Origin of the sequence: Pseudonocardia zijingensis, assembly GCF_042657305.1 — a bacterium.
GTDB lineage: Bacteria > Actinomycetota > Actinomycetes > Mycobacteriales > Pseudonocardiaceae > Pseudonocardia > Pseudonocardia zijingensis.
In genome coordinates this window covers 117,794-132,575 of the sequence record NZ_JBHSKO010000010.1, presented here as the reverse complement: position 1 = coordinate 132,575, position 14,782 = coordinate 117,794, and the positions used below count along the sequence as shown (strand labels likewise).

At 75.6% G+C, this 14,782-nt stretch carries 13 protein-coding genes; 3 read left to right on the top strand and 10 right to left on the bottom strand.

Annotation, left to right across the window (positions count from 1 at the left end; translation table 11 throughout):
* Nucleotides 1-27 precede the first annotated feature (27 nt).
* Together ACFPL3_RS20885 and ACFPL3_RS20880 are read left to right on the top strand one after the other, a co-directional pair.
* Nucleotides 28-2,127, top strand: a complete 2,100-nt coding sequence (locus tag ACFPL3_RS20885; protein WP_379589570.1) for an outer membrane protein assembly factor BamB family protein — start codon at nt 28-30, stop codon at nt 2,125-2,127.
* Nucleotides 2,128-2,138: 11 nt separating this feature from the next.
* Entirely contained in the window at nt 2,139-4,235 is a 2,097-nt protein-coding gene (locus ACFPL3_RS20880) for a protein kinase domain-containing protein (RefSeq protein ID WP_379589569.1), read from the top strand.
* A gap of 14 nt (nt 4,236-4,249) precedes the next feature.
* Here the strand turns inward: ACFPL3_RS20880 and ACFPL3_RS20875 are convergent, their stop codons facing one another.
* The 7 genes from ACFPL3_RS20875 to ACFPL3_RS20845 all read right to left on the bottom strand — a co-directional run bounded on the left by ACFPL3_RS20875 (nt 4,250) and on the right by ACFPL3_RS20845 (nt 11,233).
* A complete protein-coding gene (locus ACFPL3_RS20875) occupies nt 4,250-4,879 on the bottom strand; it encodes a DUF2461 domain-containing protein (RefSeq protein WP_343946006.1) in 630 nt (209 codons plus the stop codon).
* Nucleotides 4,876-5,892 carry a prolipoprotein diacylglyceryl transferase gene (lgt, locus tag ACFPL3_RS20870; RefSeq protein ID WP_343946005.1) on the bottom strand — a complete coding sequence of 339 codons (1,017 nt, stop codon included), beginning with the start codon at nt 5,890-5,892 and terminating at the stop codon, nt 4,876-4,878. The genes ACFPL3_RS20875 and lgt overlap by 4 nt, the downstream gene beginning before the upstream one ends.
* 135 nt (nt 5,893-6,027) lie before the next feature.
* Nucleotides 6,028-6,822, bottom strand: coding sequence for a tryptophan synthase subunit alpha (trpA, locus tag ACFPL3_RS20865; protein WP_379589568.1), 795 nt, complete (start codon nt 6,820-6,822; stop codon nt 6,028-6,030).
* Complete coding sequence (trpB, locus tag ACFPL3_RS20860; protein WP_343946003.1) at nt 6,819-8,126, bottom strand: tryptophan synthase subunit beta; 1,308 nt, start codon at nt 8,124-8,126, stop codon at nt 6,819-6,821. The genes trpA and trpB overlap by 4 nt, the downstream gene beginning before the upstream one ends.
* Nucleotides 8,123-8,947 carry an indole-3-glycerol phosphate synthase TrpC gene (gene trpC, locus ACFPL3_RS20855; protein ID WP_343946002.1) on the bottom strand — a complete coding sequence of 275 codons (825 nt, stop codon included), beginning with the start codon at nt 8,945-8,947 and terminating at the stop codon, nt 8,123-8,125. The genes trpB and trpC overlap by 4 nt, the downstream gene beginning before the upstream one ends.
* Nucleotides 8,948-8,990: 43 nt before the next feature.
* The gene (locus ACFPL3_RS20850; protein WP_379589567.1) at nt 8,991-9,590 is read right to left on the bottom strand and encodes a Trp biosynthesis-associated membrane protein; all 600 of its coding nucleotides are present in this window, start codon (nt 9,588-9,590) and stop codon (nt 8,991-8,993) included.
* On the bottom strand, nt 9,587-11,233 hold the full coding sequence (locus ACFPL3_RS20845; protein WP_343946000.1) for an anthranilate synthase component I: 1,647 nt from the start codon (nt 11,231-11,233) through the stop codon (nt 9,587-9,589). The genes ACFPL3_RS20850 and ACFPL3_RS20845 overlap by 4 nt, the downstream gene beginning before the upstream one ends.
* 109 nt (nt 11,234-11,342) lie before the next feature.
* On the opposite strand from ACFPL3_RS20845, the gene ACFPL3_RS20840 reads away from it, so the two are divergent.
* Nucleotides 11,343-11,969, top strand: coding sequence for a TetR/AcrR family transcriptional regulator (locus ACFPL3_RS20840; protein WP_343945999.1), 627 nt, complete (start codon nt 11,343-11,345; stop codon nt 11,967-11,969).
* Here the strand turns inward: ACFPL3_RS20840 and ACFPL3_RS20835 are convergent.
* The 3 genes from ACFPL3_RS20835 to ACFPL3_RS20825 are packed head-to-tail and all read right to left on the bottom strand — an operon-like array spanning nt 11,950 to nt 14,749.
* Nucleotides 11,950-12,828, bottom strand: coding sequence for a hypothetical protein (locus tag ACFPL3_RS20835; RefSeq protein WP_343945998.1), 879 nt, complete (start codon nt 12,826-12,828; stop codon nt 11,950-11,952). The two genes, ACFPL3_RS20840 and ACFPL3_RS20835, sit on opposite strands and share 20 nt — an antisense overlap.
* 44 nt (nt 12,829-12,872) lie before the next feature.
* The gene (locus ACFPL3_RS20830; protein ID WP_343945997.1) at nt 12,873-13,526 is read right to left on the bottom strand and encodes a response regulator transcription factor; all 654 of its coding nucleotides are present in this window, start codon (nt 13,524-13,526) and stop codon (nt 12,873-12,875) included.
* Nucleotides 13,523-14,749 (bottom strand): sensor histidine kinase, encoded by a 1,227-nt coding sequence (locus tag ACFPL3_RS20825; RefSeq protein ID WP_343945996.1) that lies wholly within the window; start codon nt 14,747-14,749, stop codon nt 13,523-13,525. Before ACFPL3_RS20825 ends, ACFPL3_RS20830 begins: the two co-directional genes overlap by 4 nt.
* Nucleotides 14,750-14,782: the final 33 nt, after the last annotated feature.

Genomic DNA, 14,782 nt, shown 5'->3' with positions numbered 1-14,782 from the left:
CGAGATCGAACGTGCAGGAGGACCACCGTGTTGCGCTTGCGAGCCGAGGACCCCCACCAGGTGGGGCCGTTCCGCATCCTGGCCCGGCTCGGATCCGGCGGGATGGGCCAGGTCTACCTCGGCGCGGGCCACTACGGCGAGCTGGTGGCCGTCAAGCTGATCCACCCGACCTTCGCCTCCGACCCCGGGTTCCGCGCCCGGTTCGCCCGCGAGGTCACCACCGGGATGCGGGTCCGCGGGCCCGGCACCGCCACGGTCCTCGCCGCCGATCCGGACGCGCCGGTCCCCTGGCTGGCCAGCGAGTACGTGCCCGGCGTCGGGCTCGACCGGGTCGTGCGCGAGACCGGTCCGCTCCCGCCGCACACCCTGCACGCCCTCGCCGCCGGGCTGGCCGCCACGCTCGCCACCCTCCACGCAGCGGGCCTCGTGCACCGCGACGTGAAGCCGCCGAACGTGCTGCTCGCCGCCGACGGTCCGCGCCTGATCGACATGGGCATCTCCCGCGCCGTCGAGGGCGCGCAGCTCAGCGGGGCGGAGGCGCTGGTCGGCACGCCCGCGTTCATGTCCCCCGAGCAGGCCGAGGGCGGGCAGACGGGTCCCGCGTCCGACGTGTTCTCCCTGGGCGCCGTACTCGCCTACGCCGCACTCGCCCGCGGCCCGTTCGGCGACGCGCACCCCCTCGTGCTGATGCGGCGCATCGTCGACGACCCCGCCGACCTGAACGGGCTGACCGGGCCGCTGCACGAGCCGGTGCGCCGGTGCCTGGCCAAGAACCCCGCCGAGCGCCCGGGCGCCGCCGAGCTCGCCGCGCTCCTCGGCCCCGTGCCGCCCGGGCCGTGGCTGCCGCCCGCGGTGGCCGCGATGCTGCCCCCGCCACCGAACGTGCCGGCGCTGCTCACGGCCGGCCGGGAGCCGGACGGCGCTGCGCCACGGGCCGTGGGCAGGCGCGCCCTGCTGATCGGCGGCGCCGGGCTGCTCGGCCTCGCCGCGGTGGGCGGGGCGTTCGCGCTGGCCCGGTCCGTGCTGCCGCAGCCGATCGCCGTGCCGGACGTGCAGAGCCTGCCCGCGCCGGCCCCCACCCGCGCACCGGCGGGCGGGTCGGCGACGGTCGCCTGGACGGCGGGGGGACCGCCCACCCCCAGCGCCATGCTCACCGACGGCCGCACCGTCTTCGCGGGCGGCCGGGGCCGGGTCGTCGCCCTCGACGCGGCGAGCGGGCAGCAGCGGTGGGCGTACGAGGCCCCGCCGGGCGGCGTCGGGTTCGACCCGTCCCGGGTGCGGCTCGCGATCGCCGACGGCACCGTCTACGCCGCTACCAACGGCGCCGCGATCGCCCTCGACGCGGTCACCGGGCAGGAACGCTGGCGGCTCGTCTCCGACCTGACCGAGGGCTACACGTCCCTCGCCGGGCTCGACGTGATGGCAGGCCCCGGCGTCGCGTACTTCTCCCACGGCCCCACGCTCTTCTCCGTCGACCCGGCCACCGGCGACACCCGGTGGAAGCACGACGTCGACGGCAACTTCGCCGTGTCGCCGGAGATCGACGGCGATCACGTGCTGATCAGCAACGGCAGCGGTGTCGACGCGCTGCGCGCCGCCACCGGGGACCTGGTCTGGCGCCACGAGCCCGACGGCGTCAACGCCACGGAGGTGGGGGTGGCGCACGGGATCGCGTTCCTCACCGTGAACGTCGGCGAGGTGGTCGCGCTCGACACCCCGACCGGCACCGTGCTCTGGCGGGCGCCCGTGGGCAACGGCGAGCTGTCCGGCGCCGAGCCGGACCGGCCCGTGGTGGTCGACGACGCCGTCATCGTGCGGGGGCGCGACGAGCAGCTGCACGCCTTCGAGATCACGGACGGCACGCTGCGCTGGTCGCTGCCGGACCGCACCAACGGCGGCGGCACCGCCGAGGTCCCGCCGTTCGCCTTCCGCGACTCGACCGGCGGTCTCGTCTACACCGGCGACGACCAGGGGCGCGTCTACGCGTTCGAGGTGGCGACCGGCACCCGGCAGTGGGCCTACGCACCCGCGGACGGCTTCAACCCCGTGGAGGTGATCACCGCCGCCGACCGGGTGGCGTTCACCGCGACCTTCGACGGCCGGATCACGGCCGTCCGACCGGAATGAAGGAACCCACCGTGACACTCGCGCCCGGCCTCCTCGCCGTCCGGCCACCGCAGCCGACCGACCCCACCCGCATCGGGCCCTTCCCGGTGCTCGGTGTGCTCGGTGCGGGCGGGATGGGCCAGGTCTACCTCGCCGCCGGGCCCTCCGGTCACGTCGCGGTGAAGGTCGTGCACCCCGGGCTCGCCAACGACCCGCAGTTCCGCGCCCGGTTCGCGCGCGAGGCCGAGGCCGGCCGGCGGGTGCACAGCCCGTGGACGGCGGCGGTGCTGGCCGCGGATCCCGACGCGAGCACGCCGTGGCTCGCCGCCGAGTACGTGCCCGGTGTGCCGCTGGGCCGCGCCGTGGCCGAGACCGGCCCGCTCGCATCGCCCGCGGTGGAGGCGCTCGCCGCGCACCTGGTGCGCGCCCTCCTCGCGGTCCACGAGGCAGGCCTCGTGCACCGCGACGTGAAGCCCGCCAACGTCCTGCTGGCTGCCGACCGGGCCCGGATGATCGACTTCGGAATCTCGCGGGCCCTCGACGGCACCCGCATGACCAGCACCGGCACCGCGGTCGGCACGCCGGCGTTCATGTCGCCCGAGCAGGCCGACGGCCGCGAGATCGGCACCGCGTCGGACCTGTTCTCGCTCGGGTCCGTGCTCGTCTTCACCGCCACGGGCACCGGCCCGTTCGGCGAGGGCAGCCCGGTCACCGTGCTGCGCCGGATCCTCAGCACCGAACCGGGGCTGGGTTCGCTCACCGGCCCCGTCCGCGACCTGGTGGCCGCGTGCCTGCGGCGGGACCCGGCCGCCCGGCCGACCGCGGCGCAGCTGGCCGACCTCCTCCCGCCCCCGCAGCCGGGCACCGACTGGCTCCCGCCCGCGGTCACCGCGCGCCTGCCCGATCCCGCCCAGCTCCCCCGCCCGGTGGCCCCCGAGCCGCCCGCCCGGCGCCCGGTGGCCCGCAGGAGCCTCCTGATCGGGCTGGGCGCGGTGCTGGCCACGGCCGCGGCCGGCGGGGTCGCGGCCACCGCCACCGGGCTGTGGCGGGGTGGCGGCCCCACCGGCGGCCCCACGGGCACCGCCGCCCCCGCCCCGGGCGCACCGCGCTGGAGCTACGCCACCAGCGGCCCGGTGAGCTGCATGGCCGCGGGTGACGGGGTCGTCCACATCGCCGGGAGCGACGCCACCGCACACGCGATCGACGTCCGCACCGGGCAGGCGCGGTGGAGCTACTCGCTGCGGGGCGGCGGCAGCAGGCACACCCCGGCCGTCGTCGACGGCACCGTCCACCTCGACGACGACCGTCTCACGATCTACACGCTCGACGCCGCCGGATCGTTGCGCTGGGAGGCGCACGGTCGGCTCGTCGCCGCGGGCGACGGGGTCGTGCTCGCCGCCACCTTCGACACCGAGGCGCGCGACCAGGTCACCGCCTACGACGCCGCCACCGGCGTGCGCCGCTGGGACGCCCCGGTGGCGAGCACCCCCACCGGGGCGTTCGCGCTCGACAACCCCGGTGCGGCCGGCGGGGGCCGCACCCACGTCGGGTTGAAGCACGCGCTGCGCACGCTCGACTCCGCCACCGGGGCCACGCTGTGGGAACAGCCGCTCGCCGACCTCACCGCCGTGACCCTCGCCGGCCCGCTCGTGTACGCCACGGGCGGCGACCCGAGGGTCGAGTCCACCCTCGTCGCGTTCGATGCGGCCACCGGCCGGGAGCGCTGGCGCCGCACCGTCGAGGACCGCTACGGCGAGATCGCCGTGCACGAGGGCACCGTGTACGCCGACGGGGGCCACGGAGTCGGGCTCTCGGCGCTCGACGCGCAGACCGGTGAACCGCGCTGGGAGCTGGACCGGGGCTCGCCCCTCACCACGGCGATGTACGGCACGGCGCCCGTCGTCGCCGGGGACACCTGCTGGATCGGCGGCGTGCGGATCGGCCGCCTGGACGCGCGGCCCTCGTTCACCCTGTTCGCGTACGCCACGGACAGCGGCGAGGAACGCTGGGCGCTCGACCTCGAGTTCGACACCGGCTACACGGCCTCGATCGCGCTCGTCGGCGACACCGTGGTGCTCGGGTCGCAGCGGTTCGACGCCGCCTCGGGCGCCGTCGTCGGCATCCGGTGACGGCGCCCGAGCGGCTACCGGCGCGGCTGCTCGCTGGGCCCCACGTGATCGGCGAGCCACTCGGTGAGCGGCACCAGCTCCCGCCACGTGCGGGCCACCCGGTCCAGGGTGCCCGGCTCGTGCAGGACGTCGTCGGGCTCCCAGGAGCGCCAGGCGAAGAGACCCTTGTGCCGCAGGAGGTCGATCCGCGGGTGGTCGGGGTCGAACCCGCGAGGTCGGGTCTTCAGGGTCTCCCCCGCCACCGTGACCCCGGCCAGCGCGGCGAGCCGCTTCTCCAGGTCGCCGCCGCGGCGGTCGTCTTCCACCGCCGTGCGGTAGCGGGCCACCTGATCGGGCGCCATCCGGTAGTAGCCGCCCGCCACCATCAGGCCGTCGGCGCCGACCTGCACGTAGAACGGGCCGGCGGTGGCGCCGCAGTGCGTCTTGTACGGCGTCTTGTCGCGCGAGAACCGCACGTCCCGGTACGGCCGGAAGATCTTCCCGGGTCCGAACTCCGGTTCCAGCGCGGCGAGCAGCGCCTCCATCGGCCCGCGGACGTCGCGCTCGTACACGGCGCGCTGGTCGGTCCAGTAGGCCTTCGAGTTGTCGGCGATGAGCCCGTCGTAGAACTCGACGGCGCCCTCGCCGAAACCCGTGAACGTCATGTCGTGCGATCCCCCGCCTCGGCCGGATCCTTCTCCTTGTCCGGTCCCTCGCCGGCGCGCTCCTCGCCCGGCTCGGTGTGCTGCGACTCCGTGTCCTGCGGCTCGGCCGCGGCCCCGTCCGGCGCCTGCGCTGCCGGTGCCGCCGCAGGCCCCTCCAGCACCTCCCGCGGCTTGCGGACCAGCGCGATGTAGAGCACCGCCGCCGTGAACACCAGCGCGGCGACCACCACGTTGATCCGGATGTCGCCGAACACGCGGGTGGCGTGGTCGGTGCGCATCTGCTCGATCCAGAACCGGCCCGCCGTGTACCCGGCCACGTACACCGCGAACGCGCGGCCGTGGCCCAGCCGGAACCGGCGGTCGGCCCACACCACGAGCCCCGCCACGAGCAGGTTCCACAGCAGCTCGTAGAGGAACGTCGGGTGCACCACCTGCACGGCCGTGTGGTCGACCGCGACGCCGCCGAGCGCGTCCGGGAGCCCGGTGGCGGGGTCGACCCGGTCGTAGATCTCCAGCCCCCACGGCAGCGTGGTGGGCGCGCCGTAGAGCTCCTGGTTGAACCAGTTGCCCAGCCGGCCGATCGCCTGCGCCACCACGATGCCGGGCGCCACCGCGTCGGCGAAGAACCCGAGGGGCACCCCACGGCGGCGGCAGCCGATGAGCGCGCCGACGGCGCCGAGCGCGATGGCCCCCCAGATCCCGAGGCCGCCCTCCCAGATCCGCAGCGCGCCGAGCGGGTCGCCACCCGGCCCGAAGTAGGTCTGCCAGTCCGTCATCACGTGGTAGAGCCGGCCGCCGACCAGCCCGAACGGCACCGCGAACACCGCGATGTCGGTGACCGTGCCCTCCTGCCCGCCGCGCGCGACGAACCGGCGCTCGCCCCACCAGACCGCGACGACGATCCCGGCGATGATGCAGAGCGCGTACGCCCGGATCGGAATGGGGCCGATCATCCAGACCCCCCGGTCCGGACTCGGGAGGTAGGCCAGCACGGCGACCACGGCAGGACTCACGCCGCCACGGTATCGCCCCGGCCCGACGGCACCCACACCGCGACCCGGGCCCCTGATGCCAGCAAGGTGGCTTTACTGGCGTAATCGGCCAGCAAAGCCACCTTGCTGGCGTTCGGTCGGGGGCGCGGGGGCGCCTCAAGCCGGGGCGGGGGCGCGGCGCACGCCGGACGCCAGGTCGCGCGCGAGCGCGCGCACGCCCTCGACGCCGCCGGTCTCGGCGGCCGTGACGAACGCGGAGCCGACGACCACGCCGTCGGCGTAGCCCGCCACCTCGGCGGCCTGGGCGGCCGACCGCACCCCGATGCCCACGGCCACCGGGATCGACGTGTGGGCCCGGCAGCGGGCCACCAGGGTGGGGGCGGCGTTGGCGACCGTGTCGCGCTCGCCGGTGACGCCCATCGTGGAGGTGGCGTAGAGGAAGCCGCGGGTGGCGGCCGCGGTGGAGGCGATCCGCTCCTCGGTGGACGAGGGCGCCACGAGGAACGTGCGGTCCAGGCCGTGGGCGTCGGACGCGGCGAGCCACTCCTCGGCCTCGTCGGGGATCAGGTCCGGCGTGATCAGGCCGAGGCCGCCGGCAGCGGCGAGGTCGCGAGCGAACGCGTCGACGCCGTAGCGCAGCACCGGGTTGTAGTAGGTCATGACGACCGCGCGGCCGCCCGCCGCGCTCACCCGCTCCACCACCGAGAACACGTCGCGCAGCCGGAAGCCGGCGCGCAGGGCGGTGTCGGCGGCGGCCTGGATCCTCGGCCCGTCCATCACGGGGTCGGTGTAGGGGATGCCCACCTCGAGCAGGTCGCAGCCGCCCTCGGCCATCGCGGAGAGCAGCTCGGCCGAACGGTCGACGGTCGGGTAGCCGGCGGGCAGGTACCCGACCAGCGTGCCCCGGCCCTCGGCCCGCGACCGCTCGAAGATCTGCTGAACGGCACTCATCGCGGCGGCCCCTCCGTCAGACTGGCCTCCGCGATCGCGGTGCCGCTCGCGTCCTCGGCGCTCTCGTCGTCGGAGATCATGCCGAACCACTTCGCCGCCGTGTCGACGTCCTTGTCGCCACGCCCGCTCAGGTTCACGACGATCACGGCCTCCGGCCCGAGCTCCTGGCCCAGCCGCAGCGCACCCGCCACGGCGTGGGCCGACTCGATCGCCGGGATGATCCCCTCCGTGCGGGAGAGCAGCGCGAACGCGTCCATCGCCTCGGCGTCGGTGACCGGGCGGTACTCCGCGCGCCCCACGTCCTTGAGCAGCGCGTGCTCCGGCCCGACCCCGGGGTAGTCCAGCCCGGCCGAGATCGAGTGCGACTCGATCGTCTGCCCGTCCTCGTCCTGCAGCAGGTAGGACAGGGCGCCGTGCAGCGCGCCCGGCGTGCCCGCCGTGAGCGTGGCACCGTGACGGCCGGTGTCGACGCCGTCGCCGCCGGGCTCGAAGCCGATCAGCCGCACGCCCGGGTCGTCGATGAAGGCGTGGAAGATCCCGATCGCGTTGGAGCCGCCGCCCACGCACGCGGCCACGGCGTCGGGCAGCCGGCCGGTGCGCTCCAGCACCTGCTCCCGTGCCTCGAGGCCGATGATCCGGTGCAGGTCGCGCACCATCGCGGGGAACGGGTGCGGGCCCGCGGCCGTGCCGAGCAGGTAGTGCGTGTCGTCGACGTTGGTGACCCAGTCGCGCAGCGCCTCGTTGATGGCGTCCTTGAGCGTGCGCGAGCCGGTCTTCACGGGCACCACGGTGGCGCCGAGCAGCCGCATGCGCGCGACGTTGAGGGCCTGCCGTTCGGTGTCGACCTCGCCCATGTAGACGACGCACTCCAGGCCCATCAGCGCGCACGCCGTGGCGGTGGCGACGCCGTGCTGGCCCGCCCCGGTCTCGGCGATCACGCGCTTCTTGCCCATCCGCTTGGTGAGCAGCGCCTGCCCGAGCACGTTGTTGATCTTGTGGGACCCGGTGTGGTTGAGGTCCTCGCGCTTGAGCAGGATCCGCGCACCGCCCGCGTGCTCGGAGAGCTTCGGCACGTCGGTGAGCGGCGACGGCCGCCCGCTGTAGTCGCGGTGCAGCCGGTCGAGCTCGTCGAGGAAGTCGCGGTCGTGGCGGGCCTTCTCGTACGCGGTGGTGAGTTCGTCCAGGGCCGCGATCAGCGCCTCGGGGACGAACCGGCCCCCGTAGCGGCCGAAGTGGCCGCGCTCGTCCGGCTCGTGCTCCGACGGGTGCGCCACCCCGTCGCTGGCCTTGCTCCGCGTACTCACCGGACCATTCTCGAACACGACGGGTGGAAGCCCGCAGCCACCAGGCCCCGCACCGCCCCACCCGGGTCGCCGCTGGTGACGAGGCCCTCGCCGACCAGCACCGCGTCGGCACCCCAGCCGGCGTAGGTGAGCAGGTCGCCCGGGCCGCGCACGCCGGACTCCGCCACCCGCATCACGTCGGTGGGCAGCCCGGGGGCGATGCGGCCGAAGATCGTGCGGTCGACCTCGAGGGTGTGCAGGTTGCGCGCGTTCACCCCGATCACCTTCGCGCCCGCCTCCAGCGCGCGGTCGGCCTCCTCCTCGGTGTGCACCTCGACGAGGGCGGTCATCCCGAGCGACTCGACCCGGTCGAGCAGGGCGTCGAGCGCGTTCTGCTCCAGCGCGGCGACGATGAGCAGCACCAGGTCGGCGCCGAAGGCCCTGGCCTCGTGCACCTGGTACGGGCTCACCACGAAGTCCTTGCGCAGCACGGGCACGTCGACCACCGCCCGCACCGCGGCCAGGTCGGCCAGCGACCCGCCGAAGCGGCGGCCCTCGGTGAGCACGCTGATCACGCGTGCGCCGTTGTCGGCGTAGGTGGCGGCAAGGGCCGCCGGGTCGGCGATGTCGGCCAGCTCGCCCTTGGACGGGCTCCGCCGCTTCACCTCGGCGATCACCCCGATCCCCGGGGCGCGCAGCGCGGCCATCACGTCCCGCGGGGGCGGGGCCGCCGCCGCCCGTCGCTTGATCTCCGCGAAATCGACCTCGGCCTCGCGCACCGCGAGATCGGCCCTGACACCGTCCACGATGGAATCGAGGACACTCGCTCCGCCGTTCGTCATGGCAGCTGTCCCCCTCTCCGGATAGGGCCGGGCGCGATTCATGCTAGACAGGCGCACTTCGCGGCCCGTCGCCAGGATCGTCCCCCGCGTCGCCCGGCGGCTCACCAGGGGGGTCGACGGTGGGGTCGCGCCCCTCGTCGAGCTCCTGCCACGCGGCGCGGTCCGGGTCGCGCTCCACCGCGCGCCCGCCCGGCGCGGCGTACCGCGCGCCGAGCCGCGGCAGGCCCCGCTCCCGCACGAGCACGGTGATCCCCACCGCGAGCAGGACCACCGCCGCGGCCACCGCGAGCAACGGGGCGGCTGTCGGTTCGCCCGGCTCGTGGCGCACGCCGTCCACGGTGACCGCGGCCGGGGCCAGCAGCGCCCGCAGGGCGAACACCACCGCCCCGAGCCCGGCCAGCGCGAGCAGCGCGCCCACGAGCCTGCGCAGCACGCCCCCGGCGGCCACCACCCCGGCCACCCCGGCGAGCGCGAGCAACGCGGTGCCGGTCAGCCACGGCGCCACCTGCGCGCCGGTGAGCTCCACCGGGGCCGCCCCGGCCGGCAGCACCCGCTGCCACACCGTGGCCGAACCCGCCCAGAGCAGCGCCGCCGACAGGGCGAGGCCCGCGCAGACCACGCCCAGCAGGCGCCCGGACCTCACCGCGGCGTGGAGGACGCCGACCCCTGGCCCGGCGCTTCGACCGGCGGCGGTGCCGCCGATCCCGCGGCCTCCGCGACGCCCCGGCCGGGTGCGGCGAGCGTGGCCGCCGTCGCGACCGCCGACAGCACCGCCCGCGCCTTGTTCAGGCACTCCGCGTCCTCGGCCACCGGGTCGGAGTCGGCCACGATCCCCCCGCCCGCCTGCACGTACGCCACCCCGTCCCGCACCAGCGCCGTGCGGATCGCGATCGCGGTGTCGGCGTCGCCCGCGAAGTCGAGGTAGCCCACGATCCCGCCGTAGAGCCCGCGCCGGGTGGGCTCCAGCTCCTCGATGATCTCCATCGCCCGCGGTTTCGGTGCGCCGGACAGCGTGCCGGCCGGGAAGCAGGCCGTGACCGCGTCGAACGCGTTGCGGTCGGCGCGCAGCCGCCCGGTGACCGTGGACACCAGGTGCATGACGTGGCTGTAGCGCTCCACCGAGAAGAAGCTGTGGACCTTGACCGTGCCCGGCTCGCACACCCGGCCGAGGTCGTTGCGCCCCAGGTCGACGAGCATCACGTGCTCCGCACGTTCCTTCTCGTCGCTGCGCAGCTCCTTCTCCAGGAGCAGGTCCTCCTCCTCGGTGGCCCCGCGCCACCTGGTGCCCGCGATGGGGTGCGTGGTGGCCACGCCGTCGCGCACGGTGACCAGCGCCTCGGGGCTGGAACCCACCACGTCGAACCGCTCCCCGGCCGCCGACTCCAGCCGCAGCAGGTACATGTACGGGCTCGGGTTCGTGGCCCGCAGCACGCGGTAGACGTCGAGCGGGTCGGCCGGGCAGTCGGTCTCGAACCGCTGCGAGACCACCACCTGGAACGCCTCGCCCGCCCGGATCTGCTCCTTGGCCTCCTCCACCGCCGCGTGGTGCTCCGGCGCCGAGCGGCGGCGCGTGAACCGCGGCTCCACCGGCCGGAACACCCCCACCGTGGAGGGCGCGGGCGCGGCGAGGTCGGCCGTCATCCGGTCGAGGCGGGCGACGGCGTCGTCGTAGGCCTCGTCCACCCGCTCGTCGGTGGCGTCCCAGTTGATCGCGTTGGCGATCAGCGTGACCGTGCCCTCGTGGTGGTCGACCGCGGCGAGGTCGGTGGCCAGGAGCATCACCAGCTCGGGCACCCGCATGTCGTCGGTGGTGAGGTCGGGCAGCCGCTCGAGCCTGCGTACCACGTCGTAGGCGAGGTAGCCGACCATCCCGCCGGTGAGCGGCGGCAGCCCGGGCAGCCGCTCGCTCTGCAGCTCCTGCACCACCGTGCGCAGCGCCACGAGCGGATCCCCCGACGTCGGCAGGCCGACCGGCACCTCGCCGGTCCACACCAGCTCACCGCCCTCCGCGGTGAGCGTGGCCCGGCTGCGGGCCCCCACGAACGACCACCGCGACCAGGACCGCCCGTTCTCCGCCGACTCGAACAGGAACGTGCCGGGCCGGTCACCGGCCAGCTTGCGGTAGACCCCGAGCGGGGTCTCGTCGTCGGCGAGCAGCCGCCGCGTCACCGGGATCACCCGGTGCCCGACGGCCAGCGCGCGGAACTCCTCGCGGCTGGGGGTGACCGTGCCGAGGGCGCCAGGAGGCGCAGCGCCGGAGGCGCCTGTCGGCTGGGTGACGGTCATGTGCCCATTATCGCGGCCGCCGGCACGCGGCCGGAGTCGGCGTCGGGGGTAGCGGCGCGCCCGGCGCACCTGCAGCGTGCTCTCAGGTCGGGGGCGGGAAGATGGGGCGGTGAAGGAAGAGGCCGCAGGCGTGCCCGAGGAGAGCGGGGCACCCCGCCGCCGGGGACGCCGCCCCGGCGGCAGCGACACGCGCGTGGCGCTGCTCGAGGCCGCCCGCACGGTGTTCGCCGAGCGCGGCTACGACGGCGCCACGGTCCGGATGATCGCCGACCGCGCCGGGGTCGACCCGGCGATGGTCAACCACTGGTTCGGCGGCAAGGAGAAGCTGTTCGTCGCGGCACTGGACCTGCCCGCCGACCCCGGCGCCATCCTCAGCGAGGCGCTGCCGGGCGATCCCGACCACCTCGCCGAGCGGGTGATCGCCCGCCTCCTGCAGGTCTGGGACGAGACCGGGGGCACCCAGCTCGCCACGCTGCTGCAGAGCATCGCGAGCCACGAGGTGGCGGCGGGCCTGCTGCGCGAGTTCATCGGGCGCGTGCTGGTGCACAAGGTCCTGTCCGCCGTGGCGCCCGACCGGCCGGAGCTGCGCGCCACCCTCGCGGGGTCGCAGATGTTCGGGCTCGCGTTCGTGCGTTACGTGCTGAAGGTCGAGCCGCTCGCCTCGGCCGACCACGCCACGATCATCGCGGCCGTGGCGCCGAACCTGCAGCGCTACCTCACCGGGCGGCTGCCGTGAGCTCGGCCTCGCGTTCGGCGGCGAGCCCGTCCACGAACGTGGCGAACCGCTCCCTGCGGTCGGGGGAGCACAAGAACGGGCAGCTCATGCAGTACGCGTCGGAGGGCCGCTCCACCTGCGGCTCGGTCTTGTAGTACAGGCAGCAGGCGGCGCGCACCGGCACCCGGTAGGTCTCGACGCCCCGCTGCACCAGCTCGTGAGCGCCGCGGTCGCGAAGGCGCACCCCCCGCGCGGCGAGCGCGTGGCCGAGCGCGGCGACCAGGGCGGACCCGAGTTCGTGCGCCCGCTCCCGGTCGGTGCCCGCGTAGAGCGGCACGTAGTGGGCGGCGCCGCGGATCGCGTCGGTGGCGCTGTTCCACAGCGGCACGAGGCCGTAGCGGGTGGCGGAGCGCACGGCGTCCAGCAGCGGACCGAGCGTGGCGACGGCGTCGGCGGCCACCCGGTGCAGCAGCGCGGGCAGGTCGGGCACCACCTCGGCGTGCGGGAGGACGGCCGCCGGGTCGCCGGGCAGCACGAGGAGCGACGCGTCGCGCAGGGCGACCCGCCCGGTGGCGTGGTGCACGGCCAGGTGCCCGGCCCGTACGTGCCAGGCCCGCTGGTCGAGCACCAGCGCCGCGGTGACCCGGCCGAGCACGGCGTGCACCAGCGAACCGCCCACCGTGGTAGCTGCCACCGACGCAAGCCGGGCCGGGTTGCCCTCCTCCTGCGCCCGTGCGCACCACGCGGGCACCTGCGGCTGCGCGTCGGCCAGGAACGACCAGCCCGGTTCGGCCGGCACGCCGATGCGGGGCGCGTAGGAGTCGGGGTACTGCGGCAGCAGCCCCCGCAACCGCTCAACCGTCACCGCCAGCGCGCTCATGAGGTGAGGCTAACCTGATCACCGCGAGCCGCGGAAGGGTGATCTCAGACGGGCCGCCGCGGGTCGATGAAACCGGACTCGTAGGCGGCCACCACCGCCTGGGTGCGGTCGCGCGCGCCGAGCTTGGCCAGCACATTGCCCACGTGGGTCTTCACGGTCTCCACCCCGACCACGAGCTCACGGGCGATCTCGGCGTTGGACAACCCGCGCGCCACGAGGCGCAGCACCTCCCCCTCCCGCTCGGTGAGGCCGGCGCCGCGCAGCGCGTCACCGCCCGATCGACCGCGGGTGGCGACGAGATCGCGCACCGCCGCGGGGAACAGCAGCGACTCGCCCTCAGCCACCGTGCGGACCGCCTGCACGATCTCCGCAGGACGCGCCCGCTTGAGCAGGAACCCGGTGGCACCGGCCTGCAGGGCGTCGTAGACGTGGTCGTCGTTGCCGAACGTCGTGAGCACCAGCACCCGCGGCCGGTCGCTGCCCCGCGAGACCAGGTGCCGGGTGGCGGTGATCCCGTCCACCGCGGGCATCCGCACGTCCATCAGGACGACGTCGGGCTCGAGCCGCTGCACCAGCCCGGGCACCTCCGCACCGTCGGAGGCCTCGCCTGCCACCTCGATGTCGCGCTCGGCGTCGAGGATCGCCCGCAGCCCGGCGCGCACCAGCTCCTCGTCGTCCACCAGCAGCACGCGGATCACCCGAGCATCCTGTCGCGTCCGAAGGGCAGCCGCGCGGCGACGCGCCAGCGCCCGTCCTCGGGGCCCGAGGTGAGCTCGCCGCGCAGCACGCCGACGCGCTCGCGCATGCCCGCGATCCCGCGGCCGCCGCCGGTGCGCCCGGGCCCGGGGCCCAGCGGATTGGTGATCTCCAGCGCCACGGCCTCCTCCCCCACCGCGACGTGGACGGTGACCGGCACCGGCCCGGCGTGCCGCAGGGCGTTCGTGAGCGCCTCCTGCACGATCCGGTAGGCCTCGCGCGACACCGCGCGCGGCACGGCCCCGGTGGCGCCGTCCCGGTCGAGGTCGACCGCCACCCCGGCCGAGCGCGCGCCGTCCACAAGGGTGTCCAGATCGTCCAGGTCCGGCATCGGGCTGCGGTTCCCCTCGCCGTCGCGCAGCAGCCCGAGCACGTGGTCCAGGTCCGCCAGCGCCGTGCGTCCCGCCTCGGCGATGGCGTCGAGGGCCTTCGCGACGAACGCGGGGTCGCTCTCCAGCACCCGGGCCGCCGCGCCCGCCTGCAGCGTCGTGACCGTGAGCGCGTGGCCCACCGAGTCGTGCAGCTCGCGCGCGAGCCGGTTGCGCTCGGCCAGCGCGCGTTCGGCGGCGTGCGCGGCCTCGAGCTCGGCCGCCATCCGCTCGGTGGGGGTCGGCCCCAGCACCCGGGGCGCGAGCCGGGCCAGCGCCGCACCGGCGGCCCTGGCGGCGTGCAGCAGCAGGGCCGGCAGCAGCACAGCGACCAGCGGCAACCACCACGCCCGCCCGCCCGTCGGGAACGGTTGCAGCGCCAACCACGGGGCGAAGAGGAACCCGATCGTGGTGGGAACGACGGTCAGCGTGACCAGCGCGGCCAGCCCTCCCGCCGCGGCGTTGAGCAGCAGCCAGAGCGCGGCCCGGCGCCGGCCGGGCCACGAGTCGACCGAGGCCGGGTCCGGCTCGGGCACCTCGGCGCCCAGCAACGTGCGGGCGGCCGTGATCGCGAGCGTCCGCACGCCCGGCACGAGGGTGACCCCGACCGCGATGCCCGTCGCCACCACCACGATCACGACCGACCCGAGCACGTCGAGCCCGCCGTTGGTCATCGTCGAGGCGATCAGCACGACGAGGGCGAGGTAGGGCAGCAGGATCACCGCACCCAGCAGCAGGTGCACGAACCGGCGGTAGGTCAGCCCGTCGGTGAGCGGGGCGGTGAGACGCCGGAGCACGCGACGATCGTCGCAGAACGGCCCGCGCACGCC